Source organism: Blautia sp. An46 (assembly GCF_002161645.1).
In the GTDB taxonomy this organism is placed as follows: Bacteria; Bacillota; Clostridia; order Lachnospirales; family Lachnospiraceae; genus Blautia; species Blautia ornithocaccae.
The window spans coordinates 76,097-102,801 of sequence record NZ_NFIF01000008.1 but is presented as its reverse complement, the minus strand read 5'-3'; the positions used below and the strand labels follow the sequence as shown (position 1 = coordinate 102,801).

Sequence of the window (26,705 nt, the reverse complement as noted above, 5' to 3'; positions counted from 1 at the left end):
GAAATTATAGAAATATCCATTTATATTTTGCTATATTAGATGGGAGAAGCAATATAAAAGATATTGGGGAGAAAAAAGATGGTCATTTTCATTGAAAGCCTGATAGGGATAATCCTGTTTACTATTATAATAGTGGCCCTTACGCTGAAAGATCCACTGACCTCGGTGGGAGATTATCCCCCTGCTATCCGGGACAGGTGTATGGAATTAGGTTTGATTGAAAAAAGAAAACAGCGGTTTACCAGAGGGGATATTATACGGAAAGCGGCAGCTATGATCATTTTTGTGTTCATATTTGCTTTTGTTCTGAAATTTTTTAATGGTGATCATACATTTCAGAGAGGGTTTAGAGATTCCTATCTGATATGGCAGATCATTGGCATGTTATTGGGAATACCTGCCTGCCTTGCAGTGGGGATCGTTACAGCGATGCTTTGAGTCTCGACGAGGCAGCAGAAAGAATTGCCCCTGAAAATGAGTATCTGATACAGTAAGCTATCAGTGAGCTGCCTATTGGGAAAACAGTGATCGTCACCGCTCATCGTCTGGCAACGATTGAACATGCGGATCAGATTTTAGTAGTGGCGAGGTGAAATGCTTATGTATCTTTGTACGGGATTTGGTAAGCGATTAAGAAAACAGGTTCTCGGATTTTTTAGTTTCATTGGCAAATGGGAACTGGTCTGCTGTAATAAAGAATATGCAGCCTTTGTGGGAGTAATCCTGCGAGAGCTCTTTTTCATATGCCTTTTCTGATTTCTCTGTGCAGAGAATGTCATGTCAGAATTCATGCAAAACGTGGTGGCCGGTGGCATGGAAAAAGCCATCCCCAGGAGAAGGGCTTTTTATATCTGATGTGCGAGTATCCAGCTCAGTAAATCAGAAGACTGAATGGTGCCTGCCGCTAATTGCAGGATAACATCGGACAATTCTGTTTGTGTATGCTGCAATTCAATCCCATTTAAAGCAAGAAACACCAGCATGACGTGTGCGCCGGTACGTTTGTTCCCATCTACAAAAGGGTGGTTTTTGACCAGACCAAAGCAAAGATGGGCTGTCTTCTGCAGGAGAGATGGATAGACATCTTCCCCGCCAAAGGTCTGGAAAGGAGCATTCAGCGCAGAGTCCAGCATCCCTTCATCACGCAGGCCGGATGAACCTCCGGTCTCTGCAATGAGTTGTTCGTGCAGCAGAAGTATCTGCGGCTTGGATAATCGGATCATTTGGCAAGTACCTCGTAAGCCTGTCGGTTCTTTTCGATGAGACGTTTGGAAATAGCCATGATATCTTCATCATCAGCAAATTCTTCTTGTTCAGCAGCGCTGAATTCCATGACCAGATATCGGGGAACATTGTTCTTCAATATGATGACAGAACCGTTCTCATCTACGAGGCGTGCTACCTTAGAGAAGTTTTGATTGGCCTCGGTGATAGAAACCAGGTTTTTAGTGTTGATATTCATAACGAAACCTCCTTTTTGCTGTCTTTACTTTTATTATATCCAAGAATAGGAGAAATTCAACCTATTATTATAAGAAGTTTACAGGCAGGACGGTCAAAATCTCTACAGTGAAGCAGCAGGGAAACGGACATGGGGGCAATCTTCCAAATAAATGATGGCGTGAGATAAAAGCTAATAAGTCGATTGATGACTTGAGTATTATAACTGCGATATTAAAAAAGGAATACTAAAAAATGGAAGAAATAACACTGAGTCTCGAAAAGAAAAAAACATTCTGAAAAACGTAGAAGATCTCTTGCAACTTTATCATGACGGGAGCCTTGGCGGAGAAATTATGCCAGAGGATGCAAACCCAGGGTTAGGGAAAGGTACGAAGGAAAACTATCTATATTTTACTTTACCAATGGCATTAAATTACCAAAGAAATTCGTATAAGCTGTGAGAAGCGGCAAAAGTGGCATATCTTGACGCTGAAACCCGAGATATATTTTCACCAGAATATGTTTTATAAATGAAACAAGAGGAGCTGCGCACTAAACTGTTAAGGTAGCGCTTCAACCTAATAAACATATAGAGATAAGGGGACGGTTGTGTAACACATTCATGGATAAATTTCAGGGTGACATCAGAAAGCTGTTTTGGGATAATGATAATTCCGTAAAAAAGATCAAAGAGTATATTATAAAAAACAAAAAGGGATTCCCATATTTATCTGGTACTAAGATTTTGAATTATTGGCTATATGTGATGATCCAATATACAGATGCAAAGTTGGAAGACAGGCAGTTTATTACGGTTGCACCGGACACACATGTTATACAAGCAAGCGAAAAACTGGGATTGATCACACATGATGAAGCTGAAAAGCCTAATATACGAGAGAAAGTAAGCTCTCTATGGGAAGAAGTATTTAGAGACACGGAGAGATGTCCAATAGATATTCATACGCCTTGATTGATAAGATTAAAGAGATAAATGAAAAGCACATTGATCTTTGTTACGTTTTTCTGATCCTGAAAAATACCTGTCGCTACGACATATTCGCTGTCCACGGCAATCTATAGTCTCTTTTGATAATTCTCCCCAGCCTTTTCCAACCGTTTTACCATTTTAAAAGCGGTTTCAATCTCTCTGGATGAATAAATGTTTTGAGAATATGCATAGGTTAGGATCTCGAACATGGTTTTGGGATCCACTGCCGGATTTCTGCCTTTGGCAGAGTAAGCCTGATATAGTAAACTGTAATCCAACTCCTCCAGCTCTCAGCTTAGCAGTCGGACAGAATCATCATCAGGAACCAGAACTTCTAAATTTAATGGCAAAATCAGTTGATAAGGATCATCGAATTCGGTATATTTTTTATGGTATTTTGAATTACTGGACATAATTAATTATACCATGGATTACGGGCTCTTCGGGGTCCGCTTTCTGTTTTTGAGGAGAAAAAAGGAGCATTGCTGGTGACAGAAGTTCAGGGATAATTCTGTTTCAGAATAAGAATTGACTTTTTTTGTTTGCTTGCTACAATAATAAGAAAATCCAGGGCAGCTAAGGAGATATATCAGATGTCTATTACAGTAAAAGAAGTATTAAAAATGAAAGAATGGAAAGACTGTAGATTGGTGGCAGGAGAACAGGGAACGGACAGGGAAGTTTTATATATTGATTCTATGGAGGTGCCGGATATCACTCCATGGCTGAAAAAAAATGAACTTCTCATAACAACTGGTTATGCCATGAACAGCAGTGAGGATGTGCTTTTAGATATACTCCGTGCAATGGCACAGGCGCAGTCTGCCGGGATAGCGCTGAAAACAAAATTTTTTGGCGAGATCACCGAGAAGATTAAAGATGAGGCGGATGCACTGAAAATACCAGTGATAGAAGTGCCCAAGGATATGCCCTTTATTGATCTGGCCAATCCTTTAATGAAAAAAATTGTGGATGAGCAAAACCAGAAATTAAAATTTAATAAAGCTATGAATGAAAAATTTCTTGCCGTGCAGATTGAAGGGGGGAGCTTCCGGGAGATAGGGGAAATCCTGGGCGAGTTGCTTCAGTGCAGGGTTCTGGTAGCAGACAGCAAGCAGAATATGCTCTGCTGCTTTCCCGAAGAACAGGCAGAGGAACAGGGCTGGGTTACCACAGGAGAATTCGGAGAAAAAATTATTTGTGAAAAATTGAAAAACTGTCAGAAACAGGGATCAGATGATATCTGTTACAGGGCTGAAGGAGAAGATACCATATGCAGTCTTGCTATTTATGTAAAAAACCGGTGCAAAGGATTTTTATATGCGGTAGGAGAACAGGAAAGGTTTAATGAATTAGGCGCTATTGCGCTACGGCAAGCGGCAGTGTATCTGGCGCTGGAATTTTCCAAAAAAGGTCTTATGGAACAGAAAGAATATTATCAGGACAACAATTTTTTCCTGGATCTGATTAGTGACAATATACAGTCTGAGGAAGATGCTCTGCGCAGGGCAAGAGGTCTGCGCTGGCCCCCTTTTCCTTATTGTCTTGCAGTAGCGGATATCAATGGATTCGAAAAAGTGATACGGGGTAAGGAAGAAGAGGAGATACAGACGATTAAGGATGATATCATTCAGATCCATAAAGATGTGGTGAACCGGAAAAGGCATTGCTTTTTTGTGGGAAATAAAAGTGACAGTTTTCACTGTCTGTTTACAAAACAGGCAGACAAAGAAGAAATTACACGCTGTATGGAGGAAATCCAGGAACAAGTAAAAAGAAACTTCGGGGTTTCCATTACTGTGGGAATCTCTACAACAATGGAAAGCTACTGTGGGTTTTCTAAAGCTTATGAAGAGGCCAGAACCGCCATTACGATAGGAAAGAAAAAAGAAACAGAGAAAATTTGTTTTATCGAAGATCTTCGTATGGAAGAAGGATTTTTTGAAATGTCTAAAATGGAAACGTTCAGAAATCTGGCGGGAAATACCCTGGGGATTCTGGAAGAACATGATAAAAAACACGGAACTTGTTATATGGAAACTCTTCGTGTGCTCACAGAAAATCTGGGGGCAAGGAAAGAGACGGCGGAAACTTTGTATCTCCACCGGAATACTCTTTCCTACCGTATTAGGCAAATTGAACAATTAACAGGATATAACTTAAATGATCCGCAAACTTTGTTCCAGGTGCAGATAGCAGTTAAAATCTATACTTATATGAATTTATAATGTCTTTGTGAAAAAAACAGTTGTTCGCAGCGCACAATTTAGCGATTTAAAATTGTGCACTGCGAATATTGTTTTAGGGGAAAAGGGTATGGTATCTTTTTAAATGAAAATTACATAATTGGCAATGGAGCTGCAGGATAAATAAGGATACTTATTTTGGTATGCAGCTTTTTTTCCAATATGTGAACAGCTATGCAGAAAAGAAACAAAGGAGGAAACGGGATGAAAAAGAAACTACTGACATTTGTTCTTGCCGGCGCAATGGTATTTTCCATGGCAATGAGTGGATGCGGAAGCAGCAATTCCGAGGAAACAGATACCCAGACAGAGAAGGAATCTGACAAGGAAACTGTGGAGAACGTAGAGGCAGTGATTGATGTTCCAGACGAAGTGACAAAGGGCGGGGAACTGAATATTGCTCTTGTATCTTCACCGAAAAATCTGGATCCTGTAAAGTACACAGGAACCTATGAGTCACAGATTATTTATCAGGTATGTGATACGATTGTAACTTATGATATGGAAATGAAAGAGATTCTCCCTTCTCTTGCGACAGAATGGACCATCAGCGATGACGGTATGGTATATACCTTTACAATCCGGGATGATGTTTATTTTCAGCCGGGAGAGTATCAGGATGGAAGAAAGATGACTGCGGAGGATGTTGCATACAGTCTGAACCGTTCGGCCCAGGAATCTGCGCTGAACCGACTGGATATGCTGGATCATGCGGAAGCGCTGGATGAAACACATGTGCAGGCTACTCTGAAAGCTCCCAGCGCAGTATTCCTTACCGCTCTGACAAATTCAGGAAACGTGGTGGTTCCAAAAGAAGAAGTGGAAGGATGGGGCGATGAATTCGGAAACCATCTGGTAGGAACAGGCCCCTATGCCCTGGAAGAATTCAGTCTTGACCAGCAGGCAGTCCTGGTAAAAAATGAGAACTATTTCCTTGGGGAGCCGAATCTTGACAAGGTAGTCTTTAAAGTTATCACAGACCAGAATCAGGAGGTCAATGCTTTAAGGACAGGAGAGATTGATATTGCCACACAGCTTTCCGGAGAATCTGTGAAGCTGGTAGCAGAAGACGACAGTGTGAATCTGCTGAAAATTCCCGGAATGCAGATTAGTTATGCGTATTTTAATATGGTGAACGGACCTACAGCGGATCCAAAAGTAAGAGAGGCTCTGATCATGGCTGTAGACTATGAAGAACTGGCAGCAGGAGTGTTCCAGTACGGAGAAGGAGAGGCAGCATGTCTCCCGCTTCCAAAAGCGTCCTGGGGATATGATGAGTCTGTGGAAGCGGATGTTCCTTCCTACGATCCGGAAGGTGCAAAGAAACTGCTGGAAGAGGCAGGCTACGGAGACGGATTTACTCTGAATATGTACGTTACCAATGAAAATTTCCGCCAGAAGGCAGCTACTATTCTGCAGTCCTACTGGAAGATGATCGGTGTGGATCTGGAGATCAACACGGTGGAATGGGGAACCTTCAGTGAGACAGGAGCATCAGGAAAAGCAGACGTATTTGCTATGGGATGGTCCTGGTATCCGGATCCCTACTTCTTCCTGGATAAGATGTTTGCCACTTCTTCCATCGGAACTCTTGGAAACGGACAGGGATACAGCAATGCGGAAGTCGACCAGCTTCTGGCAGATGCCCTGATCGAGACGGACCAGGACAAGAGGGCAGAAATCTACTACGAAGCCCTGAAGCTGATTACAAATGATGATCCTGGTATCTTCTACGGAAACCCGTCTGAATGCCTAGGCATCAATCCGAAAGTACAGGATTTCCACCAGAGAGCCGACGGTACCATCAAACTCTTTACAACAGAAGAGAACGTATGGGTCGTTCAGTAAAAGAGAGGGCTGCCTGCAAAAACAGGCAGCCATTGTTTTATAGAAGCGGAGAAGGAGGACATCAATGCTAAAAACAATTTTAAAGCGGATACTGCAGAGTATTCCCACGCTGTTTATTGTTATTACTATTACGTTTGTACTGACGCGGATGATACCGGGCAATCCGGCGCTTACTATGCTCGGTCCCCAGGCACCAAAGGAATCTGTGGAACAGCTCGAGCAAGAGTTGGGACTGGATAAGAGTAAGGGAGAACAGTATATCATGTATCTGAAACAGATTCTTTCAGGAGATTTCGGACGGTCTTATTCTTATAACCAGTCTGTGGTGGAACTGATCATGGAAAGAGTTCCCAATACACTTGTCATAACCCTGACGAGCCTTTTTATTGCTTTAATCCTGGGTATGATCGTGGGGATTGTTTCTGCGGTGCGCCAGTACTCCATACTGGATTATATTTTCATGGTCCTGGCACTGATTGGCGTTTCTATGCCCATCTTCTGGATGGGGCTTATGCTGGTTCTTTTGTTCAGTGTAAACCTGGGATGGCTTCCCGCTATGGGAATGGGGGATCCAGCCAACGGTATGTGGGATGTGATCAGCCACATGATCCTGCCATGCTTCTGTCTTGCAACCATCCCTATGGCGACTTTTGCCCGTATCACTCGGTCCAGTATGCTGGAAGTGGTAAACAGTGATTCGGTAAAGGCGCTCCGGGCAAGAGGTTTAAAAGAAGGTGTGGTAATCTGGAAACATGCTCTGAAAAATGCCCTTCCGCCTATTGTCACGGTGCTGGGACTCCAGCTTGCAACTGCCTTTACAGGCGCAATCCTGACAGAAAGTATCTTTTCCTGGCCGGGCATGGGTACTATGATCGTCAGCGCCATAGATAACCGGGACTATGCGCTGATACAGGGGGTGGTCCTTTTTACAGCCATTGTATTCGTGGTGATCAATCTGATCGTGGATGTGGTGTATACCATTATCAACCCAAAAGTAAATTATGAAAGCGGGAATGGAGGAAGATAAATGGCAAAACAGAACAAGATGCCGAACAAAGGAATTATGGGTGCGGACGCTCATTCCCAGCTTGTGAAAAGAGAAAGACGTGCAAATAATGTATGGAATAAGCTGAGGAGAAATAAAACAGCCATGATCGGGCTGGTCATCATTGCCTTCATGATCCTGATCGCTGTCTTTGCCCCTTTGATCGCTACACATGATCCCAATGCCATCAAACCGTCAGAGACCTATCTGGGAATTGGTGAGAAGGGGCATATATTCGGGACAGATGAATTTGGAAGAGATTTATTTTCAAGAGTCGTATATGGAGCGCGGATCTCCCTGATCGCTGCCATAGGAGGCACGATTGTAGGAGGGATCCTGGGCATTCTTCTGGGACTGATCGCGGGATATGCGGGAGGAGCCGCAGATGCGGTGATCATGAGGCTTATGGACGGTATGCTGGCATTTCCGTTTGTACTTCTGGCCATTATCCTTATGACAATTTTGGGGTCAGGGCTGCAGAACGTGATCCTTGCGATCGGAATCGGAAATGTGCCTACGTTCGCCAGAGTTGTCCGGGGACAGGTACATATTGTGAAGAACGAGGAATACTGTAATGCAGGAAGAGTCATCGGTATTTCCAATCTGCGGATGCTGTTCTGCCATATCCTTCCCAATACGATCTCACCGATTATTGTCTACGCCACTCTGAATGTGGCAGGCGCCATTATTTCAGAAGCTACGCTGAGTTTCCTGGGACTGGGTATTTCACAGCCGACAGCATCCTGGGGGAATATCCTGAGAGCAGGAAGGGACTGTTTAAATACGGCTCCCCATATTGCTACCATATCCGGAATATTCATCCTGGTCACAGTGCTGGGCTTTAACCTTCTGGGAGACGGTGTGAGAGATGTATTAGATCCGAAAATGAAAAGATAAAGGAAGAGAGACGGAAAATGAGTAAAGAATTACTTACAGTAGAAAATTTAAAAACCTATTTCTTTACCGCAAGCGGTGTTTCAAAGGCTGTGGACGGGGTAAGCTTTACTTTGGAAAAGGGGCAGACCATGGGAATCGTGGGAGAATCCGGCTCCGGAAAAAGTGTAAGTGCCTCTTCTATTATCCGCCTACTCCCCAAAATCGGAAAGATCGTTGACGGAAAAATAGAATTTGAGGGAAAAGATATTTTAAAACTTGGAAAAAAAGAACTGCTGAATTTCAGGGGGAAAGATATTGCAGTAATCTTTCAGGACCCTATGACCTCTCTGGATCCGGTGTTTAAGATCGGCAACCAGATGGTGGAGATGATCTGTGCACATCAGGATATTTCAAAAAAAGAAGCTAGGGCGATGGCTGTGGAGGCGCTGAAAAAGGTGGGAATCCCCCAGCCGGAAAAGCGGATGGACTCCTATCCCTATGAACTGTCGGGAGGAATGTGCCAGAGAGTTATCATTGCCATGGCAGTCTGCTGCAAGCCCAAAATGATCATTGCCGATGAACCTACCACAGCCCTGGATGTTACGGTGCAGGCGCAGGTGCTGGAGCTTCTTCAGGAGCTGCAGAAAGAGATGAACACATCTATTCTTCTGATCACCCATAATCTGGGTGTTGTTTGGAAGATGTGCGATACAGTTATGGTAATGTATGCGGGAAAAACTGTAGAATATGCTACAGCGGAAACCTTGTACCGGAACCCTATGCATCCTTATACCTGGGGACTGTTGGATTCCATGCCAAAACTAAGCGATAAAGTGAAAGAGGAATTAAAGACAATTCCGGGAACGCCGCCGGACTTAAGGCTTACCGGTACAGGCTGCAACTTCTGCAACCGCTGCCCTTATGCGGAAGAAAAATGCAGCACAGAGGTTCCTCCGCTGGTCGAAATCGAAAAAGGTCATTTTATTGCCTGTCACAGACAAAATAAAACAGAAAAACTGGCAAGGGGAGAGGTGAAGAAAAATGGATGAGAAAAAAGTAATCTTAAAAGTCAGAAATTTGACAAAAGAATTTAAGATCAAAAGCCATAAGCTGGGAGAAAGACCTCAGATCCTTCATGCCCTTACTGATGTATCTCTTGATGTATACCAGGGAGAGACACTGGGAATTATCGGGGAATCAGGATGCGGAAAATCAACCTTTGGGAAATGTCTGGTACAGCTGCATAAGCCAACCAGAGGAAGTGTAGAATATCAGGGTGAGAACATCCTGGAACTGAAAAAAGGGCAGATGAAAAACATCAAAAAAGAGATTCAGATGGTATTCCAGGATCCTTTCTCTTCTCTGGATCCCCGAATGACTGCGGGAAAACTGGTGGAAGAACCTATGATTGCCCATAAAACCGAGAAGGATAGGAAGAGCAGGAGCAAAAAGGCACTGCAGCTTCTTCGGACCGTAGGGCTTGATATTCAGCATGTGCACCGTTATCCTCATGAATTTTCAGGAGGACAGAGACAGAGGATTAATATTGCAAGGGCGCTGGCGCTGAATCCCAAGCTGATCGTATGCGATGAGCCGGTATCAGCCCTCGACGTATCCATTCAGGCCCAGGTGCTGAATCTGTTCAACCAGCTACAGAGAGAATACGGACTGACCTATGTGTTTATTTCCCATGATTTGAGCGTGATTAAACATATCAGTGACAGGATCGCCATTATGTATCTGGGAAGAATTGTGGAAATCTGCAGGGCGCAGGAATTATATGAGAATCCCCTGCATCCGTATACAAAAGCGCTGTTATCTGCGATTCCTCCGGAGTCGCCTTTTGAAAAGAGGGAAAGGATCGTCCTGAAGGGAGAGATTCCAAGCCCCATAGGGGAGCAAAAAGGATGTCCCCTGGCAGGAAGGTGCAGCTTCTGCAAAGAAAGATGCAGAAATGAAATGCCGGGGCTTTGTGACAGGGGAGACGGACATCAGGTTGCCTGCTTTTTATATGAAAGTAAATAAGTACAGAAGAGAGGAAAGTGCATGAGTGAGACAACAAGAGAACAGATCATGAATCTGGCACAGGACAAAATAGATGAATTGATCAGGCTGGTTTCTGATCTGATCAAGATACCAAGCGAGAATCCTACAGGAACGCAGAGGGAAGTCATTGATTATGTGAAAAATTATCTGAGTCAGGCAGGAATTGCCTGCCAGGAAGTGGGATGCAATCCCCAGTTTCCCTGTGTAGTGGCAAAAATGGGAAAGGAAGAAGGGTTCAGTGTGATCCTAAACGGACATGTGGATGTAGTTCCGGCAGGGGACAGAAATCAGTGGAATTTTGATCCTTTTTCCGGTGAGATTACAGATAAGGAAATTCTGGGAAGAGGAACTTCCGATATGAAAGCTGGTGTTGCAGGATTTTTATTTGCCATGAAAATTCTGGCAGAGTCAAAAGCGCAGTTAAAGGGAAACATCCGTCTGCATATTGTTTCTGATGAGGAAAGCGGGGGAGAATTCGGCACAAGCTGGCTCTGTAAAAATGGTTATGCAGACCATGCAGATGCCTGCCTGGTGGGAGAACCCACATCCCATAATACCATCGAAATCGGACAGAAAGGAAAGGCAGAACTTATTTTGAGAGCCCATGGAGCATCAGCTCACGGAAGTCTTGCGGGATACAAAGGGGAAAATGCGATTCTGAAACTGACCCGTGTGCTGGAAAATCTGGAGGAACTCAAAAAGATAGAAGGACATTACGGGACAAATCAGAAAAAAGCACTGGAGAATTCGAAGAAGATTGCTGCAGAGAAAAACGGCGCTGGCACGGGAGATGTGATCGATCATGTAGCTGTCAATGTGGGAATGATCCGGGGAGGGGTGCGCCCCAATATGGTGCCGGATTCCTGTGAAGCTGTACTGGACATCCGTCTTCCCATCGGAGTGGATAAAGAAAAAATCCGTAGCTGTGTAGAAAAAATCATAGAGGAGAGCGGAGTGCAGGGGATAGAATATGAACTGGAATTCCAGGGAATGGGTAATTACACAGAAATCGATGCCCCGATTGTGGATGCAGTGAAAAAACATGCGGAAGCTTTGTGGAAAACAGAGGTCCTTCCTGCTTATCAGTGGGCGTCAAGTGATGCCAGAGAGTACAGGGAAATGGGGATTTCCACAATCCAGTACGGACCGTCCAATACAGTGGGCATTCATTCCTACAATGAGACCGTAGATATTGAAGATGTGAAAAATGCAGGACAGATATACATTCTTTCCCTTTGTGATCTGATGGGAATTAAATAGAGGAGATGCTATGATAGTAAAAGAAATTCTGGATATATATGAAATACTGGATTCCGCATATGTCAACGGAGAAAAAGTCGCAGATTATTTAAGAAGTATCGGCGGAAACTGTGAGATTTCTGTCAGTAAACTGGAGGGAAAAGGCGGAAAAAGCACAGATGTGATCAAGGTGATGATCCCGGGAAGCAACGGAAAATCAAAGGGAGGCAGTGCTCCCACCATTGGTCTTCTGGGAAGGCTTGGAGGTTTGGGAGCCAGACCGGAACGGATCGGGTTCGTTTCTGACGGGGACGGTGCTCTTACTGTTCTTGCAGCTGCTGCAAAACTTTTGAAGATGCAGAGGGAAGGAGATTTGCTGGAAGGGGATGTACTGGTATCCACTCATGTGTGCCCGGATGCGCCTACACTTCCACATAAGCCGGTATCTTTTATGAATTCTCCGGTAAGCATGCAGCAGATGAACCAGAGTGAAGTTGACGGATCGGTGGATGCTATCCTGTCAGTAGATACTACAAAAGGAAACCGCATTATGAACCATAAAGGTTTTTCTATTTCCCCCACTGTAAAAGACGGATACATTCTGAAGGTAAGTGAAGATCTCCTTGGTATTATGGAAATTACTACAGGGCAGGCTCCAAAAGTTTTTGCCCTGAGCATGCAGGATATCACTCCATACGGCAATGATCTGTATCACCTGAACAGTATCCTACAGCCGTCTACAGCCACAGATGTTCCAGTGGTAGGAGTAGCCATTACCACGGAGACAACTGTGCCGGGCTGTGCTACAGGAGCCACTAATCTTATGTCCATTGATGAAGCGGGAAGATTTGTTCTGGAAGTGGCAAAAGAATATACAAAAGGTACCTGCGGGTTCTACGATCAGGAGGAATACCAGAGGATTCAGAAACTGTATGGTTCCATGTCCCATCTGCGTACTTTCGGAAACAAAAAGGAATAGAGTTGCTGAAAGAGAGCTGTCCTGAATTTCAGGGCAGCTTTTAATGAAAAAAAACTGACGGTGAAGGATATTCGTCCCTATGTGGAGCATGACCTTATTGTTTTGCCCTCATATCTGCACTGAAATAATAGCATCCAAAGAAAGAAGGTGCAGATTATGTCACATGAAATTCTGTCCGCCAAGTTGTACGAACTTGTCCTTACAGACAAAACTGAAGTTCAGCCGATCTCCCATGGTCAAGAAACTGTCATCTTCCTCATGAACTCTGATGTTGTTCCAGCCGGTTCTCGCCGTTGTGTCTATGTCCCTTATCATCGGCGCCTATCTGATCCTGCTCGGCGTAGACAGTATCGTGCTGGCCTTCAGCAATGTGGGCTATAAATGGTAAAACTTTTTTAAGGAGGATTTCGTTATGTGTACAGTAATCAATTTTTGAATCAGAAGCATGAAAATGTCTTTGGCCGGACGACGGACTTTCATTATATCCTCGATCCGCATTCACTTTGAAGAGGCGTCTGGCTTTTGCCGTGTTGCTTGACTTCGTACAGGGAGGTCTAATGCATCCTCTCAAAACACATCAGGTCAAAATGCAACAGCTATTGTGATGGAATTAGACGAAATGAAAAGCTATTCTGCGTCTTAGAAGATTTTAAGATTTAACGGCCAGAAACAGTCAGGAAATCAATCACAAAAAAATACGATTGATTTCCTGGCTGTTTCTGCGTATAATATAAGCAGTGAAATTGGAAAGGAAGCACGGTGTATGCGTGAAACGAGAACAAAAGAGTTCAAAGAAAAGATTACAAATACATTTTTAAAAACAGTAAGTGCCTTTTCAAATTACGATGGTGGAGAAATATTTTTTGGCGTTGATGACAATGGTAATATCAAAGGACTGTCGGATGTAAAACAAGCCTGTCTGGATATTGAAAACAAAATTAATGACAGCATTATTCCGCAGCCTGATTATACACTGGAATTGCAGAATAATGACAGAACGATAAAACTGACTGTAAAAAGCGGGCTTCAAAAGCCATATTTATATAATTCAAAAGCATACAAACGAAACGATATTGCAACCATAGAAGTTGACACACAGGAGTTATCAAGACTGATTTTAGAAGGCAAAAATATTAAATTTGAAGAATTGCCGTGTGAAGATCAAGAACTGACGTTTAATACTTTATGTCCAAAATTAAAAGAATGCATTCAGATTGAAACTTTTAATCAGGATACCTTGAAAACGCTGAATTTATATAATAACACTATTGGATACAATAATGCGGCTGGTATTTTAGCAGATAAAAATCATTTTCCAGGAATTGATATAGTGAAGTTCGGTGAAAATATCAGTGTAATTCATAAAAGAGCAACATTTGATAATATATCCATTTTGACAGTGTATGAAAAAACATTGGAAGTATTCAAAGATTATTATCAATACGAAGAAATACAAGGCGCCGATAGGAAAAAGATAGAAAAAATACCGGAGGCTGCATTCAGAGAAGCGATTGCAAATGCATTGATTAATAGAGTATGGGATGTGGAGTCACAAATAAAAGTTTCGATGTTTGATGACAGAATAGAAATTATTTCTCCGGGAGGACAGCCATCTGGAATAACAGAAGATGAGTACTTATCGGGAAAACTTTCAGTTCTAAGAAATAGAAATCTAGCAAATGTATTTTACAGGCTGGGGTTTGCGGAAATATTTGGCACGGGAATTACACGAATAAAGCAACTCTATGAAGAAGGATTAAAACAACCGGATTTTGAAGTGTCGGAAAATACAATTAAGATTGTACTTCCGGTTTTTGAGAAAAACCTGAATTTAACGGAAGACGAAAGAAAAATATATAAGATTTTAAGCAAGAAAATGTTGAAATCAATTAGCGAAATTAATCCGTACATCCCGTTTGGTAAATCAAAGACAACACAGTTGCTGAAAGAAATGAGTAAAAAAGGTATTGTAAAAATTGAAGGCAGGGGAAGAGGGACTAAGTATATGATAAAATAATTACTATGGCAAAGAGTAATAATGCAAACTTGCACTATACTGCCTATTCTTTGTTTGTGGGGATACCTGTTTCACATATAAAATAAGGAGAAATGAAAATATGATAAAAATACTATTCGTGTGCCACGGCAACATCTGCCGCAGCACCATGGCTCAATTTGTTTTTCAAGATATGATCAATAAGGCCGGCTTGTCCGACCTGTTTTATATTGATTCCGCAGCTACCAGTACAGAAGAAATCGGCAATCCCCCTCACTACGGAACAGTCAGGAAAATGCGGGAAATAGGGATACCGGTGCTGCCTCACAAGGCGGTCCAGATGAAAAAATCAGACTATGAGAAATATGATTTTCTTCTGGGAATGGATGAGTGGAATATACGGAATATGAACCGGATCGTGAAAAAAGATCCGGTTCATAAAATCCATATGCTCCTGGATTTTTCTAAACATCCAAGAGCTATTGCTGACCCCTGGTATACCGGGAATTTTGACGTGACCTATGATGATATTCTGGAAGGCTGTCAGGCCTTCCTGGAATATCTGAGAAAAGAAGGAAGGATATAGGCAGATTTAGCTGAAAAGAAGAGTCAGTCTTTTATGGCTTCATAGACCTGCCGGGCAATGAATTCTGCACCTTCAGCGCAGGGATGGACGCCATCCTCCCGGAAAAATTCCGGGTGGCTGCTGGTGGCCTGATGGATATCGATTAGCGGCAGGTTCAGCTCCTGAGCCAGATTTCGGATCAGTTCTGTGATCAGATCCACGGTTTCAGCTGAAATGTCATAATCGTTATCCGGAAGCTCAGGATCTGTGTTTTGAGGAAAGACTGTAGCCGGCGTCATAAGATAAAGCTGAGGACTGCTTTCAAGTTCCTGATAATAGCGGATTATTTCACGATAATCAGAAAGAAAGGCTTCCGGGTCTTTCCAGTTCTGAGGTTTTGCATCGTTGGTGCCCAGCATCAACAGGACAATATCCGGGGCAAAATCGAGACTTTTCTGGAAGTTTTCATTTTCCCAATAGGGATAGTCTCCGGATTTTTGCAGAGTATAGCCGCTGGCTCCGAAATTTTTTACCTGGTAGAGGGAGCCCAGAAATTTCTGGAGCTTGGCAGGATAAGAGTTTCTTGAGATGTTCGAAATGCCGGCGCCATAAGTGATACTGTCTCCCACGCAGGCGATCCGAAGGGACTGGCGCCGCTGAAGGCAGAGGATGAGTATGGGAGTCAGAATACATACAAAAAGGGCGGAAAGGAAAATCATAAGTCTGTTTTTTTGTTTCATAAAGCTGCAGTGCTCCTTTTCTGTTTTTTCAGGTTTAAAGCCTATGTGTTTCCCTACATTGTTTCTTACAAAACAGGCAGGGAGCTAAAACGAACTTACCTCCGTGTATGCGGAGAGTATATAATTATTGTAAAAGACTTAAAAATAAATTACAAGGCAGGATAGAAAAATGTCAGAAGAAATTAAGGAAATTTTAGAGGGACTTCCTTTTTGGGAGCATCTGGAAAAAGAAGAGAGAGAGCTTTTGGAGAGGGAATCCAGGAAAGTTTTTTACCCCGCAGGAGCCAGTGTTTATTCCGGAGCAAGGGAATGTCTGGGGGAGATTTTTATCCAGAAAGGTATTCTGAGGACGTATCTGCTTTCCGACGAGGGCAAGGAAGTCAGTATGTACCGGCTGCGTCAGGGAGATGCCTGTGTGCTGACAGCTTCCTGTATCCTTCCCGCCATTACCTTTGATGTGGAGATTGAGGCGCAGACAGATGTGGAGGCTTTGCTGATTCCAGTGGGGACCTTATCAAAGATTACGAAGAAGAATGTGTATGCAGAGAACTTTGTTTATAAAGAAGCAGCCAAACGTTTTTCCGATGTAGTAGAGGCCCTGCAGCAGATTATGTTTCTCAGCCTTACCCAGAGGGTTGCTGCCTTTCTTCTGGATGAATCGGCTAAGAATCATTCTCAGTTGATATCTGTGACCCATGAAGAACTGGCAAGGCAGATTGGAAGCGCCAGGGAGGCAGTGAGCAGGATTCTGAAGCAGATGGCCAAAAAGGGATATATCACTTTGACCAGAGGTGAAGTGAAATTAGAAAATAAAGAAGAAATGTACAAGCTTCTGAACTAAGAAGAGATTTGTCAGATTTGTATAAAATACCCTCTGCCCAGAGAAGCCGGCTCTGTCAGCAGAGGGTATTTATCTTGTATAGTATGCAAAGTAGTAGGCTGCCTATTATTTCAGCATGGCTTCCAGCTGGTTCTTGGGAACTACACCTACAGATTTTTCAGCAGCCTTTCCGTTTTTAAATACGATTACAGTAGGAATGCTCATTACACCGAACTGGGCTGCCAGACTGGGGGATCTGTCTACGTCGATCTTGCCTACTTTATAGGCGCCGTTGGCTTCTTCGGCCAGCTCTTCAATGACAGGGGCCAGCATCTTGCAGGGCATGCACCAGGTTGCCCAGAAATCGATCATTACCGGTACATCAGAATTAAGAACTTCCTGCTCAAAATTATCCATTGTTATTTCCATTGCCATAAAATCATCTCTCCTTTTTGTTTTCCCCTGGCCTGTTGTTTTGTTTTTCACTGAACTAGCCTGAGGTATAATTTCAGTTTCACATGCTATGAATACTGAATATGAATCCAGTATAATACATTTTCTGTAAAATGTCTGTGATTAAATCACATTTTTTAAATACTTTACTGCTTTAGTTCCTGCCAGGGCCCCTTCATATACGGCTTTTGCAATCTGGAGCATGCCGCCGGTACAGTCTCCTGCGGCGTAAAGACCGGGGAGGGGAGTGCTGGTGTCCGGCTCTATGAGGATATGATTGTTTTCAATGACCAGCCCCAGTTTCCGAGCGATATCTGTACTGTCAGCTGTTCCAAGAGCCACAAAGAGGCCAGAGACAGGCAGCCTGGAACCATCCTCCAGTTCTACATAGGAGAGGGTCCCTTCTCCACCGGCAGAGAGGAGTTTTTTGGTTTCTACTGGAATATCTCCGGGAGTTTCCCCCTGGAAATCTGCTTCTATTCCATTGGTAAGAATGGTAACCTTCGCGGCCAATGGCTCCAGGACTTTGGCTTCGTGAAGGGCGTAGGGACCGTTTCCCAGAACAGCCACTTCTTTTCCCCTGTAGAAGAATCCGTCGCAGATGGCGCAGTAGCTGATGCCGCTGCCTTCATATTTTTTCAGTTCTTTTAGAGCTAAGGTATTTCGTTTGGCTCCTGTGGCCAGGACCAGGGCTTTGCTGTGATAAGTATGCTCTGTGGTATGAACGGTGTAGTCTCCGTCATATTCTACGGCCAGCAGTTCTTCTTCCATGACAGGGACCTGAAAAGATTTCAGCTGTTCCAGCCCGTTCTGATACAGTTCTGCTCCTGAGACCGGCTGGGGAAGACCATAATAGTTTTCGATTTTTACGGCTTTTTCCAGGGCGCCGCCCCCTTTATGAAGAACAAGAGGGGTGATGCCGGAGCGGACGGCGTAGAGGGCTGCAGATACACCTGCAGGCCCTGCCCCTGCGATGATCAGTTTTTCCATTTCCATAGGTTAAAACCTCCTAAAGTATTGGCTTTTGTATCATTCTATCATACCCCGGCTGAAATTCCCAGAAAATACATGAGACAAGGGGAGAAACAGGGGAAAACTCTTTATAATGTTATGAAAAAATGGTAAAATAGGTGCAAGTAAATGATGGAAGGGGTGTTTCTATGGATATTCTGGAAAAGAAGATAGAGCTGTTGAAAAAAATCATAAATGAGAGCAGTTATACGGTAATGCTGGGTGGCTCTGGCATGATGAAGGAAGGCGGCTATCAGGGACTGAAATCGGCTGAGCAGGCCTATGAGACGGAGAAAAAGTACGGATTATCTCCGGAGGATATTTTTACCACAGTATTTTATAATAACCGGACAGAACAGTTCTTTAATTTTTACCGGACAGAGATACTGGGAAATATTCCCCAGATAACAGAGTCTGCCTATGTGGCAGCCAGGATGGAAGCAGCAGGAAAACTTCAGTGCATCATTGACAGCAATGTTTACGACCTGCCCCAGAGAGGCGGCTGTAAGAATGTGATTTCTATCCATGGTTCCATATATCATAACCAATGCCCCCACTGCGGAAGGCAGTATTCTATGGAGTATATCCGGGATTCTGAAAAGATTCCCAGATGTGAGAACTGCGGGCGGGTAATCCGGCCAGGCGTCACACTTTATGGAGAGATGCTGGACAGCCTGGTCATGTCAGAGGCTACCAGGCAGGTAGAACAGGCAGAGGTGCTCATGCTTATGGGGACCAGCATGGAGTCGGAAGTTTTTTCAAAATATATTCGGTATTTTGAAGGAAAGAAGCTGGTGATCATACATAGCGAAGAACATTTTATGGATGAAAAAGCAGATCTGGTCATTATCGATGAGCCTAAAAACGTACTTCCAAGGCTGGGATTCTGAGTCCTTCAGCATACAGGAGAGGGGCAGACTCTCTGTACAATGGAGATAAGTAAAGCTTTTACTAGAAAACAAAGGGAAAAGGTGTTTTGGATTATACAATAAAAGCACCTTTTCTTTTTTTGATGTAAGGCATTATAGTGAAAAATTATGAAAATTTTTGAAGAAAATGATAAAAAAGTGGCAGATTGCAAGTGGTAGAACCAGTACCTACCAATCGGTATAAAAAAAACACGAGAATTTCATCCAAAAACTTTGGGAAAGATGGAAAAAGTACAAGTGTTTTTGACAAAATTTTTCCCTTTTTGAATTTTGAAAAATGAAAAAAGGAATGATTGACAAAAAAATTTTTTAGCAGTAATGTAACTAATAATTAAATAAGAAGAAACAGCAGAGAAAAGTTTCTTTTATTTAATTATGAAAAGTGTATAAGAAAAAATTAAAGAAAGGAGAAAGTCAAAAATCCACTGATACAGAAAGGGAGGATGTCTTACGAACAGCATTGCTGAAAGGATTACGGAAGAGCTGAACTGCGAAACCGTATTTACCATTCCCATCTTAGGCGGCATCCCGGTTAATGAATCTGTAGTCGTTACGTGGATCATAATGGCTGTACTGACAATTCTGTCGGTAATCCTTGTAAGAAATCTCAAAGTGGAGAAACCCGGTAAGATTCAGCTTGCGCTGGAGTCTTTTATCGGGTTTTTGAATGATTTCTTTATGGATACCATCGGAAAAAACGGAAAGCCGTATGTCCCGTATCTGATCTCAGTAGCCCTTTATATAGGCGCAGCCAACTTAATTGGGCTTTTCGGATTTAAACCGCCTACGAAGGACCTGAATGTAACGGCAGCCCTGGCGATCATGAGTCTTGTGCTCATTTATTATTCCGGATTGCGGAAAAAAGGCCTGAAAAAATTCTTTTTGGGATTTGCAGAGCCTATGCCTATCATCGCGCCCATTAATATAATGGAGATTGCGATCCGTCCTGTTTCCCTGTGCATGCGGCTTTTTGGAAACGTGATCGGAGCATTTGTAATCATGGAATTATTAAAGATGTTGATGCCGGCGATCTTGCCCATCCCATTCAGTTTGTATTTTGATGTTTTTGACGGTCTGATCCAGACCTATGTTTTTGTCTTTCTGACATCGCTTTTTATGAAAGAACAGATGGAATAAAGATTAAAAAATCAAATTTAGTTTTATTATCAATTAAGTTTAGAAGAAAAGGAGAAATGAATTATGTCAGCAGCAATCGGAGCAGCTATTGCAGTATTAACAGGTATCGGAGCAGGTTTTGGTATTGGTCTCGCAACTTCCAAGGCAGTAGAGGCAGTGGCAAGACAGCCTGAAGCAGCAAACAAGATCAGTACAGCTCTTCTTTTAGGATGTGCTCTTGCAGAGGCAACAGCTATCTACGGTTTCGTTATCGCTCTGCTGATCTTATTCTTATAATCAGCTGATCATCAAATTATTGAAAAGAAAGGCAGGTACAAAAAAAGATGTTAAATCTTGGTTGGAGCCTTGTCTGGACGATTATAAACCTGATAATTTTTTATCTTTTGATGAAGCGTTTCCTTGTGGGTCCGGTCCTGGGGATCATGGAAAAGAGAAAAAACCTTATTGCTCAGGAACTGGAAAACGCAAAGGCGGCCCAGGAAAAGGCAGAGGAATTAAAAGGACATTATGAAGGCGCTTTGGCAGGGGCAAAAGAAGAGTCAGCCCAGATTATTGAAGCAGCCAGAGCAGATGCCAAAAGCGAGAGTGAGCGTATGGTGAAAGAAGCAAATCTGGAAGCGGCAAAAATTATTGAAAATGCCAGAGTTACTGCAGAGCAGGAAAAAGAAAATGCTCTTCAGGGCGCTAAGTCAGAGATTGCCGGTCTGGCCCTGGAGGCTGCCAGAAAACTTCTTTCTGAAGGAAGCACAGAGAAAGGCAACAGTATGCTCTATGATGAGTTTTTAGCTAAAGCAGGTGATGGAAATGACACAGACGTCCATTAATTACGGTAAAGTTCTCTATGAACTTTCCATTCCAAAAGAAGCAGTGGAAGTTTCCCGCAGGATTCTGGAAGAAGTAGGGGAGCTGTCTGTTGTTCTGGAAAGTCCGGTAGTTACCCTGGCAGAAAAAGAAAGGGTAATTGAAAGGATTTTTCCCCAGGAGATGAAGAATTTTCTCTGTATAGTCTGCAAATATGCACATGCCTCGCTTCTGCCGGAAATTTTTCAGGCATATCAGGATTACTATAACGAACAGCATAAGATTTTGACAGCGGACCTGTACTGTGTGTCTGCTCCTTCAGCAGCACAGCTGGAGGGAATCCGGAAATTCCTTCTGGACAGATACCATACTCAGGACGCTGAAATACGAATTATAAAGGATGAAAGTCTGGTAGGGGGATTTCTGATAAGAACCCATGACCAGGAATTTGATTACAGCTTAAAAGGCCGTATCAACGCATTACAACAAAAATTGATCTGGAGGTGAACGGTTTGAGTTCAATCAATTCAGAAGAGATCATTTCTATTCTGAAAGAAGAAATAGAAAATTTCGATATGACAGCAGGTGTCCGGGAAGTCGGAAACGTGATCTGGGTTGGTGACGGAATCGCAACTGTTTACGGGATTGACCATGCCATGTACGGTGAGATCGTAACATTTGAAAACGGTGTCAAAGGAATGGTGCAGGATATCAAAAGAAATGAGATCGGTGTTATTATTTTCGGAAAGGATACTGGTATCCGTGAGGGTACAAAAGTTGCCCGCACGGAAAAGAGAGCCGGTATTCCCGTAGGCGAAGGCTATATCGGAAGAGTCGTGGATGCTCTGGGAGCTCCTATCGACGGAAAAGGAGAAATCCAGGCTGAAGATTATCGTCCAATTGAAAATGAAGCGCCTGGTATCATTGACCGTAAATCGGTATCAGTACCCCTGGAGACCGGTATTCTGGCTATCGACTCCATGTTCCCTATCGGAAGGGGCCAGCGTGAGCTGATCATCGGAGACCGTCAGACAGGTAAGACATCTATTGCCACAGACACGATCCTGAACCAGAAAGGAAAAGGTGTGATCTGTATTTATGTGGCAATCGGACAGAAAGCTTCCACCGTGGCGAAACTGGTGGGAACTCTTGAAAAACATGGGGCTATGGAATATACTACCGTATTTTCAGCAACAGCCAGTGACTGTGCGCCTCTTCAGTATATTGTGCCTTACGCAGGAACCGCTCTTGCAGAGTATTTCATGTACCAGGGCAAAGATGTACTGATCGTATATGATGACCTGTCAAAGCATGCAGTTGCCTACCGTGCTCTGTCTCTCCTCCTGGAGCGTTCTCCCGGACGTGAGGCTTATCCCGGTGATGTATTTTATCTCCACTCCAGACTGCTGGAGCGTTCCAGCCGGCTGAGTGAAGAAGCAGGGGGAGGTTCCATTACGGCGCTGCCTATTATTGAGACCCAGGCAGGAGATGTTTCTGCCTATATTCCTACGAATGTTATTTCTATTACAGACGGTCAGATTTTCCTGGAAACAGATTTGTTTATGTCAGGTGTCCGTCCTGCTGTAAATGTAGGACTTTCTGTATCCCGTGTAGGTGGAGCAGCCCAGACAAAGGCTATGAAAAAAGCATCTGGAAGCATGCGTATCGATCTGGCTCAGTATCGTGAGATGGAAGTCTTTACACAGTTTTCTTCTGATCTGGACGAGTCTACCAAGGCCCAGCTGGATTATGGAAAATGCATTATGGAACTTTTAAAACAGCCCCTGTGCAGACCCCTGTCTTCTTCTGAACAGGTAATCACACTTTGGGTTGCTACCCATAAGGTTATGACAGGAGTTCCTGTAAAAGATGTAAAAGCATTTCAGATGGATATGCTGGCCTACTTTGAGAAGGAGCATCCTGAAATCTGCAGGGAGATTGAGGAGAAGAAAGTTCTTTCAGATGAATTAGGAGAGCAGATTCTCAAGGCAGCAGAGGAATTTAAGAACAAGAACAGGTGATGAGATGGCAAGCGCAAAAGAAATTCAAAGCCGTATAAAAAGTATTCAGGATACAATGAAGATCACCAATGCCATGTACATGATCTCTTCTTCTAAGATGAAGAAAGCAAAACAGGTACTGGCAGATACAGAGCCTTATTTCTATGCTCTCCAGTCTGCGATCAGCCGTGTCCTCCGTCATGTGCCGGATATAGAGCACAAGTATTTTGATGAGCGGCCTCAGATCAGTGCAGAGGACAGAAAAGTGGGGTATATTGTAGTTACTGCAGACAAAGGTCTGGCAGGAGCTTATAACCATAATATCTTCAAGCTGGCTGAGGAACAGATTGCAAAGAATCCTCATACAGAGCTTTTTGTCCTGGGAGAAGTGGGAAGACGGTATTTCGCTCAGAAGCATATGGATGTGGATACCACCTTCCGCTATACCGTGCAGAAACCTACCAGACACCGTGCGAGAGTTATTGCAGAAAAGATGATCGCCATGTATCTGGATGGAGAGCTGGATGAAGTCCATATTGTATATACCCGTATGGTCAATGCGGCTACTATGGTGGCAGAGAGCAGTCAGCTCCTGCCTCTGAAAAAGGCAGCTTTCAACCCTCAGGCACAGCTTCTGGTAGATATACATCAGGAAGAGATTGAAATGGTCCCTTCGGCCCATGAGGTATTGAACAGTATTGTACCGAACTATCTGAAAGGGTTCATTTACTGCTGTCTGGTAGAATCTTATGCCAGCGAGCATAATTCCCGTATGATGGCTATGGATGCTGCCACTACCAGTGCCAAGGATATGTTGAAGGATCTTTCCATTAAACTGAATCGTGTGCGTCAGGCCGCTATTACTCAGGAGATTACAGAGATTATCGGCGGAGCCAAGGCGCAGAAAAAGAAATAACAGAAGAAAGGAAGGAGGTTTCCTTTTATTATGAATAAAGGTAAAATCGTACAGGTCATGGGGCCTGTAGTAGACGTTGAATTTGAAAACCAAGACCTTCCGTACATCAAAGATGCCCTGACCGTAGAAGTAAACGGCAAAAAGCTGGTCATGGAGGCAGCTCAGCATATTGGAAACAACACTGTACGCTGCATCATGCTGGCCTCCAGTGACGGTCTTTGCAAGGACATGGAAGTAACTGCCACCGGAGCAGGCATTTCTGTTCCTGTAGGAAAGGAAACCCTGGGACGTCTATTCAACGTTCTGGGACAGGCTATTGATGGCGGAGAACAGTTAGACGACAGCAAACATTGGGTCATCCACAGAGACCCGCCTTCTTTTGAGGATCAGAGCCCGGTAGTGGAAATCCTGGAAACAGGAATTAAGGTTATCGACCTGCTGGCTCCTTATGCAAAAGGCGGTAAGATTGGTCTTTTCGGTGGCGCCGGTGTTGGTAAGACCGTATTGATCCAGGAGCTGATCAGTAATATTGCCACAGAACACGGCGGATATTCTATCTTTACCGGTGTTGGAGAACGTTCCCGTGAGGGTAATGACTTGTGGACAGAGATGAAAGAATCCGGAGTTCTGGAAAAGACCGCTCTGGTATTCGGACAGATGAATGAGCCCCCTGGCGCACGTATGCGCGTGGCAGAGACAGGTCTGACCATGGCAGAATATTTCCGTGATGAGGAGCATCAGAATGTGCTTCTGTTCATTGACAATATTTTCCGTTTTACACAGGCCGGTTCTGAAGTGTCTGCGCTTCTGGGACGTATGCCTTCTGCAGTAGGCTATCAGCCTACGCTGGCTACAGAAATGGGCGAGCTTCAGGAGCGTATCGCTTCTACAAAAAATGGTTCTGTAACTTCCGTACAGGCAGTTTATGTTCCTGCCGACGACCTTACAGACCCGGCTCCTGCAACAACTTTTGCTCATCTGGATGCAACAACGGTTCTTTCCAGAAAGATCGTGGAACAGGGTATCTATCCGGCGGTGGACCCGCTGGAATCTACCTCCCGTATTCTGGAAGCAGACGTAGTGGGTGAAGAACACTATGAGGTTGCCAGAAAGGTACAGGAATATCTTCAGAAATACAGTGAACTTCAGGACATCATTGCCATCCTGGGTATGGAAGAACTTTCAGAGGATGACCGTATGGTAGTGGCAAGAGCCAGAAAGATCCAGAGATTTTTGTCTCAGCCGTTCCATGTGGCTGAGGTATTTACCGGTATTCCGGGAAAATATGTCCCGCTGAAAGAGACCATCAGGGGCTTTAAGATGATCCTTGACGGAGAGATGGATGAGTATCCGGAAAATGCGTTCTTCAATGTAGGAACTATCGACGAGGTCATAGAAAAGGCAAAACAGGAAACTATGTAAGGGGTGCATGGATATGAATACATTTGGTATGAATGTGGTTGCCAGTGATAAAACCTTTTATCAGGGCAGAGGAGTCAGCATTACCCTTCCGGCAAAAGACGGAGGAATCACGATTCTGGCTCACCATGCAGATATGATGGTTGCCATTGTGCCCGGTGAGATAAAAATTGAGACTGAGGGCGGAGAAAAGATGACAGCTGTCTGCGGAGGCGGTTTTGCACAGGTGATCAATAATCGTGTGACTGTGTTAGTAGAGAGTATTGAACGTCCTGAGGATATTGACGTAAAGCGTGCCCAGGAAGCTCTGGAGAGAGCTCAGGAACAGCTCCGACAGAAACAAAGTCTCCAGGAATACTATATTTCAAAACAGGCTCTGTCCAGGGCTATGGCCCGTATGAAGGTTACCAGAGACAGAGGAATCTGAAAGAACAGAGAAAGGCTTCATGACGGTAAACTGATGTTGGATCAGGAGTGTCGCTATGGAGTCTTTTTCTTTGTAAAATAAGGCTTAGAATAAGATATTACTTAGAATTATATATTGCATACTAATTAGTTATAACGATGGGATTTCATTGACAAAGGCCTGGATAGTTGGTAGAATGTCAACAAAAGTTAGCCGAAGAAATCAGGAAAGCTGATTTCTGGGCATGAGAGAAGGTGCTGTATGAATAAACAGGTATTATCAATTCTGGTAGAGAATACAGCCGGTGTACTCAGCAGGGTGTCCGGTCTGTTCAGCCGCCGGGGTTACAGTATTGACAGCATATCTGCAGGGGTTACCAAAAATCCCCATTATACCCGTATGACAGTGGTCTGCAACGGGGACGCGCTTATTTTGGAACAGATTACCAGACAGGTAGAGAAGCTGGAAGATGTTCTTTCTGTAAAAGTCCTGGAAGATGGACAGAGCGTAAGGCGGGAGCTTATGCTGGTAAAGGTAAAGGTCCTGCCGGAACAGAGACCTGGCGTCACTACCATTGTAGATATTTTCAGAGGCAATATTGTAGATGTGAGCAAAGATTCCATGATCATTGAGGTTACAGGAGACAAGTCCAAGCTGGAGGCTTTTCTGGATCTGTTGGACGGATATGAGATACTGGAAACTGCGCGAACCGGTATTACCGGCTTGTCCAGAGGTTCTGACGGAATTTGCCGTCCGATTCCCGAAGACGAGAATGAATAAGGTTATTAGAGATTTTATC

General features: G+C 43.7%; 28 protein-coding genes and 2 pseudogenes. 24 read left to right on the top strand and 6 right to left on the bottom strand.

Features of this window, described 5'->3' with window-relative positions:
- Positions 1 to 78: 78 nt before the first annotated feature.
- On the top strand, positions 79 to 438 hold the full coding sequence (locus B5G00_RS08310) for a hypothetical protein (protein ID WP_087271304.1): 360 nt from the start codon (positions 79 to 81) through the stop codon (positions 436 to 438).
- Positions 439 to 440: 2 nt separating this feature from the next.
- A pseudogene (locus B5G00_RS19950) lies at positions 441 to 584 on the top strand (ABC transporter ATP-binding protein); the annotation flags it as partial.
- 261 nt (positions 585 to 845) lie between these two features.
- Here the strand turns inward: B5G00_RS19950 and B5G00_RS08305 are convergent.
- Both B5G00_RS08305 and B5G00_RS08300 read right to left on the bottom strand, forming a co-directional pair.
- Entirely contained in the window at positions 846 to 1,223 is a 378-nt protein-coding gene (locus tag B5G00_RS08305) for a type II toxin-antitoxin system death-on-curing family toxin (protein ID WP_087271302.1), read from the bottom strand.
- The gene (locus B5G00_RS08300) at positions 1,220 to 1,462 is read right to left on the bottom strand and encodes a type II toxin-antitoxin system Phd/YefM family antitoxin (protein ID WP_087271299.1); all 243 of its coding nucleotides are present in this window, start codon (positions 1,460 to 1,462) and stop codon (positions 1,220 to 1,222) included. Before B5G00_RS08300 ends, B5G00_RS08305 begins: the two co-directional genes overlap by 4 nt.
- Positions 1,463 to 2,065: 603 nt before the next feature.
- Here B5G00_RS08300 and B5G00_RS08295 point away from each other — a divergent pair.
- A complete protein-coding gene (locus B5G00_RS08295; protein ID WP_087271296.1) occupies positions 2,066 to 2,416 on the top strand; it encodes a hypothetical protein in 351 nt (116 codons plus the stop codon).
- Positions 2,417 to 2,571: 155 nt separating this feature from the next.
- On the opposite strand, the pseudogene B5G00_RS19945 reads toward B5G00_RS08295, so the two are convergent.
- A pseudogene (locus B5G00_RS19945) lies at positions 2,572 to 2,847 on the bottom strand (transposase); the annotation flags it as partial.
- 180 nt (positions 2,848 to 3,027) lie between these two features.
- Between B5G00_RS19945 and B5G00_RS08285 the strand changes: the two are divergent.
- The 10 genes from B5G00_RS08285 to B5G00_RS08240 all read left to right on the top strand — a co-directional run bounded on the left by B5G00_RS08285 (position 3,028) and on the right by B5G00_RS08240 (position 15,295).
- A complete protein-coding gene (locus B5G00_RS08285; RefSeq protein WP_087271293.1) occupies positions 3,028 to 4,662 on the top strand; it encodes a PucR family transcriptional regulator in 1,635 nt (544 codons plus the stop codon).
- Positions 4,663 to 4,884: 222 nt separating this feature from the next.
- Complete coding sequence (locus B5G00_RS08280) at positions 4,885 to 6,528, top strand: ABC transporter substrate-binding protein (RefSeq protein ID WP_087271290.1); 1,644 nt, start codon at positions 4,885 to 4,887, stop codon at positions 6,526 to 6,528.
- A 64-nt stretch (positions 6,529 to 6,592) separates the two neighbouring features.
- Complete coding sequence (locus B5G00_RS08275; protein ID WP_087271287.1) at positions 6,593 to 7,555, top strand: ABC transporter permease; 963 nt, start codon at positions 6,593 to 6,595, stop codon at positions 7,553 to 7,555.
- Positions 7,556 to 8,470: an ABC transporter permease gene (locus tag B5G00_RS08270; RefSeq protein ID WP_206423783.1), complete on the top strand. Its 915-nt coding sequence runs from the start codon at positions 7,556 to 7,558 to the stop codon at positions 8,468 to 8,470.
- A 17-nt stretch (positions 8,471 to 8,487) separates the two neighbouring features.
- Positions 8,488 to 9,498 (top strand): ABC transporter ATP-binding protein, encoded by a 1,011-nt coding sequence (locus B5G00_RS08265; protein ID WP_087271284.1) that lies wholly within the window; start codon positions 8,488 to 8,490, stop codon positions 9,496 to 9,498.
- Positions 9,491 to 10,474 carry an ABC transporter ATP-binding protein gene (locus B5G00_RS08260; RefSeq protein ID WP_087271280.1) on the top strand — a complete coding sequence of 328 codons (984 nt, stop codon included), beginning with the start codon at positions 9,491 to 9,493 and terminating at the stop codon, positions 10,472 to 10,474. The genes B5G00_RS08265 and B5G00_RS08260 overlap by 8 nt, the downstream gene beginning before the upstream one ends.
- A 21-nt stretch (positions 10,475 to 10,495) precedes the next feature.
- Entirely contained in the window at positions 10,496 to 11,755 is a 1,260-nt protein-coding gene (locus tag B5G00_RS08255) for a M20 family metallopeptidase (protein WP_087271276.1), read from the top strand.
- Between the two features lie 10 nt (positions 11,756 to 11,765).
- On the top strand, positions 11,766 to 12,713 hold the full coding sequence (locus B5G00_RS08250) for a DUF1177 domain-containing protein (RefSeq protein WP_087271274.1): 948 nt from the start codon (positions 11,766 to 11,768) through the stop codon (positions 12,711 to 12,713).
- Positions 12,714 to 13,476: 763 nt separating this feature from the next.
- On the top strand, positions 13,477 to 14,730 hold the full coding sequence (locus tag B5G00_RS08245) for an ATP-binding protein (protein ID WP_087271271.1): 1,254 nt from the start codon (positions 13,477 to 13,479) through the stop codon (positions 14,728 to 14,730).
- 100 nt (positions 14,731 to 14,830) lie between these two features.
- Positions 14,831 to 15,295: a low molecular weight protein-tyrosine-phosphatase gene (locus B5G00_RS08240; protein ID WP_087271269.1), complete on the top strand. Its 465-nt coding sequence runs from the start codon at positions 14,831 to 14,833 to the stop codon at positions 15,293 to 15,295.
- Positions 15,296 to 15,318: 23 nt separating this feature from the next.
- On the opposite strand, the gene B5G00_RS08235 is transcribed toward B5G00_RS08240, so the two are convergent.
- The gene (locus tag B5G00_RS08235) at positions 15,319 to 16,014 is read right to left on the bottom strand and encodes a GDSL-type esterase/lipase family protein (RefSeq protein ID WP_087271266.1); all 696 of its coding nucleotides are present in this window, start codon (positions 16,012 to 16,014) and stop codon (positions 15,319 to 15,321) included.
- A gap of 169 nt (positions 16,015 to 16,183) precedes the next feature.
- On the opposite strand from B5G00_RS08235, the gene B5G00_RS08230 reads away from it, so the two are divergent.
- On the top strand, positions 16,184 to 16,855 hold the full coding sequence (locus B5G00_RS08230; RefSeq protein ID WP_087271263.1) for a Crp/Fnr family transcriptional regulator: 672 nt from the start codon (positions 16,184 to 16,186) through the stop codon (positions 16,853 to 16,855).
- 105 nt (positions 16,856 to 16,960) lie between these two features.
- On the opposite strand, the gene trxA is transcribed toward B5G00_RS08230, so the two are convergent.
- Complete coding sequence (gene trxA / locus B5G00_RS08225; protein ID WP_087271261.1) at positions 16,961 to 17,269, bottom strand: thioredoxin; 309 nt, start codon at positions 17,267 to 17,269, stop codon at positions 16,961 to 16,963.
- 141 nt (positions 17,270 to 17,410) lie between these two features.
- The gene (locus B5G00_RS08220; protein WP_330396331.1) at positions 17,411 to 18,283 is read right to left on the bottom strand and encodes an NAD(P)/FAD-dependent oxidoreductase; all 873 of its coding nucleotides are present in this window, start codon (positions 18,281 to 18,283) and stop codon (positions 17,411 to 17,413) included.
- Positions 18,284 to 18,447: 164 nt separating this feature from the next.
- Here B5G00_RS08220 and B5G00_RS08215 point away from each other — a divergent pair, with 164 nt between their 5' ends.
- The 10 genes from B5G00_RS08215 (at position 18,448) to ilvN (ending at position 26,686) form a co-directional block, all read left to right on the top strand.
- Positions 18,448 to 19,188: an SIR2 family NAD-dependent protein deacylase gene (locus B5G00_RS08215; protein WP_206423782.1), complete on the top strand. Its 741-nt coding sequence runs from the start codon at positions 18,448 to 18,450 to the stop codon at positions 19,186 to 19,188.
- Between the two features lie 498 nt (positions 19,189 to 19,686).
- On the top strand, positions 19,687 to 20,364 hold the full coding sequence (locus tag B5G00_RS08210; RefSeq protein WP_087271258.1) for a F0F1 ATP synthase subunit A: 678 nt from the start codon (positions 19,687 to 19,689) through the stop codon (positions 20,362 to 20,364).
- Between the two features lie 63 nt (positions 20,365 to 20,427).
- Complete coding sequence (gene atpE, locus B5G00_RS08205; protein ID WP_087271255.1) at positions 20,428 to 20,640, top strand: ATP synthase F0 subunit C; 213 nt, start codon at positions 20,428 to 20,430, stop codon at positions 20,638 to 20,640.
- A gap of 47 nt (positions 20,641 to 20,687) precedes the next feature.
- Positions 20,688 to 21,188, top strand: a complete 501-nt coding sequence (gene atpF, locus B5G00_RS08200; RefSeq protein ID WP_087271252.1) for a F0F1 ATP synthase subunit B — start codon at positions 20,688 to 20,690, stop codon at positions 21,186 to 21,188.
- Positions 21,169 to 21,672, top strand: a complete 504-nt coding sequence (gene atpH / locus B5G00_RS08195; protein ID WP_087271249.1) for an ATP synthase F1 subunit delta — start codon at positions 21,169 to 21,171, stop codon at positions 21,670 to 21,672. The genes atpF and atpH overlap by 20 nt, the downstream gene beginning before the upstream one ends.
- Before the next feature lie 5 nt (positions 21,673 to 21,677).
- Positions 21,678 to 23,186, top strand: a complete 1,509-nt coding sequence (gene atpA / locus B5G00_RS08190; protein ID WP_087271246.1) for a F0F1 ATP synthase subunit alpha — start codon at positions 21,678 to 21,680, stop codon at positions 23,184 to 23,186.
- Between the two features lie 4 nt (positions 23,187 to 23,190).
- A complete protein-coding gene (atpG, locus tag B5G00_RS08185) occupies positions 23,191 to 24,081 on the top strand; it encodes an ATP synthase F1 subunit gamma (RefSeq protein WP_087271243.1) in 891 nt (296 codons plus the stop codon).
- 30 nt (positions 24,082 to 24,111) lie between these two features.
- Positions 24,112 to 25,503 carry a F0F1 ATP synthase subunit beta gene (atpD, locus tag B5G00_RS08180; protein ID WP_087271240.1) on the top strand — a complete coding sequence of 464 codons (1,392 nt, stop codon included), beginning with the start codon at positions 24,112 to 24,114 and terminating at the stop codon, positions 25,501 to 25,503.
- A 13-nt stretch (positions 25,504 to 25,516) separates the two neighbouring features.
- Complete coding sequence (atpC, locus tag B5G00_RS08175; protein WP_087271515.1) at positions 25,517 to 25,927, top strand: ATP synthase F1 subunit epsilon; 411 nt, start codon at positions 25,517 to 25,519, stop codon at positions 25,925 to 25,927.
- Positions 25,928 to 26,167: 240 nt separating this feature from the next.
- Positions 26,168 to 26,686: an acetolactate synthase small subunit gene (gene ilvN / locus B5G00_RS08170; RefSeq protein WP_087271238.1), complete on the top strand. Its 519-nt coding sequence runs from the start codon at positions 26,168 to 26,170 to the stop codon at positions 26,684 to 26,686.
- The last annotated feature ends 19 nt before the right edge of the window (positions 26,687 to 26,705 follow it).

Bases quoted from the DNA above. Each gene is read 5' to 3' on its own strand.
- B5G00_RS08295 (WP_087271296.1), top strand. From the start codon at position 2,066: ATGGATAAATTTCAGGGTGACATCAGAAAGCTGTTTTGGGATAATGAT.
- atpF (WP_087271252.1), top strand. From the start codon at position 20,688: ATGTTAAATCTTGGTTGGAGCCTTGTCTGGACGATTATAAACCTGATA.
- ilvN (WP_087271238.1), top strand. From the start codon at position 26,168: ATGAATAAACAGGTATTATCAATTCTGGTAGAGAATACAGCCGGTGTA.
- atpC (WP_087271515.1), top strand. From the start codon at position 25,517: ATGAATACATTTGGTATGAATGTGGTTGCCAGTGATAAAACCTTTTAT.
- B5G00_RS08260 (WP_087271280.1), top strand. From the start codon at position 9,491: ATGGATGAGAAAAAAGTAATCTTAAAAGTCAGAAATTTGACAAAAGAA.
- B5G00_RS08265 (WP_087271284.1), top strand. From the start codon at position 8,488: ATGAGTAAAGAATTACTTACAGTAGAAAATTTAAAAACCTATTTCTTT.
- atpH (WP_087271249.1), top strand. From the start codon at position 21,169: ATGACACAGACGTCCATTAATTACGGTAAAGTTCTCTATGAACTTTCC.
- B5G00_RS08220 (WP_330396331.1), bottom strand. From the start codon at position 18,283: ATGGAAATGGAAAAACTGATCATCGCAGGGGCAGGGCCTGCAGGTGTA.
- B5G00_RS08270 (WP_206423783.1), top strand. From the start codon at position 7,556: ATGGCAAAACAGAACAAGATGCCGAACAAAGGAATTATGGGTGCGGAC.
- B5G00_RS08310 (WP_087271304.1), top strand. From the start codon at position 79: ATGGTCATTTTCATTGAAAGCCTGATAGGGATAATCCTGTTTACTATT.
- B5G00_RS08230 (WP_087271263.1), top strand. From the start codon at position 16,184: ATGTCAGAAGAAATTAAGGAAATTTTAGAGGGACTTCCTTTTTGGGAG.
- B5G00_RS08255 (WP_087271276.1), top strand. From the start codon at position 10,496: ATGAGTGAGACAACAAGAGAACAGATCATGAATCTGGCACAGGACAAA.
- B5G00_RS08280 (WP_087271290.1), top strand. From the start codon at position 4,885: ATGAAAAAGAAACTACTGACATTTGTTCTTGCCGGCGCAATGGTATTT.
- B5G00_RS08215 (WP_206423782.1), top strand. From the start codon at position 18,448: ATGGATATTCTGGAAAAGAAGATAGAGCTGTTGAAAAAAATCATAAAT.
- atpE (WP_087271255.1), top strand. From the start codon at position 20,428: ATGTCAGCAGCAATCGGAGCAGCTATTGCAGTATTAACAGGTATCGGA.
- B5G00_RS08275 (WP_087271287.1), top strand. From the start codon at position 6,593: ATGCTAAAAACAATTTTAAAGCGGATACTGCAGAGTATTCCCACGCTG.
- B5G00_RS08305 (WP_087271302.1), bottom strand. From the start codon at position 1,223: ATGATCCGATTATCCAAGCCGCAGATACTTCTGCTGCACGAACAACTC.
- trxA (WP_087271261.1), bottom strand. From the start codon at position 17,269: ATGGCAATGGAAATAACAATGGATAATTTTGAGCAGGAAGTTCTTAAT.
- B5G00_RS08235 (WP_087271266.1), bottom strand. From the start codon at position 16,014: ATGAAACAAAAAAACAGACTTATGATTTTCCTTTCCGCCCTTTTTGTA.
- B5G00_RS08300 (WP_087271299.1), bottom strand. From the start codon at position 1,462: ATGAATATCAACACTAAAAACCTGGTTTCTATCACCGAGGCCAATCAA.
- B5G00_RS08250 (WP_087271274.1), top strand. From the start codon at position 11,766: ATGATAGTAAAAGAAATTCTGGATATATATGAAATACTGGATTCCGCA.
- atpG (WP_087271243.1), top strand. From the start codon at position 23,191: ATGGCAAGCGCAAAAGAAATTCAAAGCCGTATAAAAAGTATTCAGGAT.
- B5G00_RS08285 (WP_087271293.1), top strand. From the start codon at position 3,028: ATGTCTATTACAGTAAAAGAAGTATTAAAAATGAAAGAATGGAAAGAC.
- B5G00_RS08240 (WP_087271269.1), top strand. From the start codon at position 14,831: ATGATAAAAATACTATTCGTGTGCCACGGCAACATCTGCCGCAGCACC.
- atpD (WP_087271240.1), top strand. From the start codon at position 24,112: ATGAATAAAGGTAAAATCGTACAGGTCATGGGGCCTGTAGTAGACGTT.
- B5G00_RS08245 (WP_087271271.1), top strand. From the start codon at position 13,477: ATGCGTGAAACGAGAACAAAAGAGTTCAAAGAAAAGATTACAAATACA.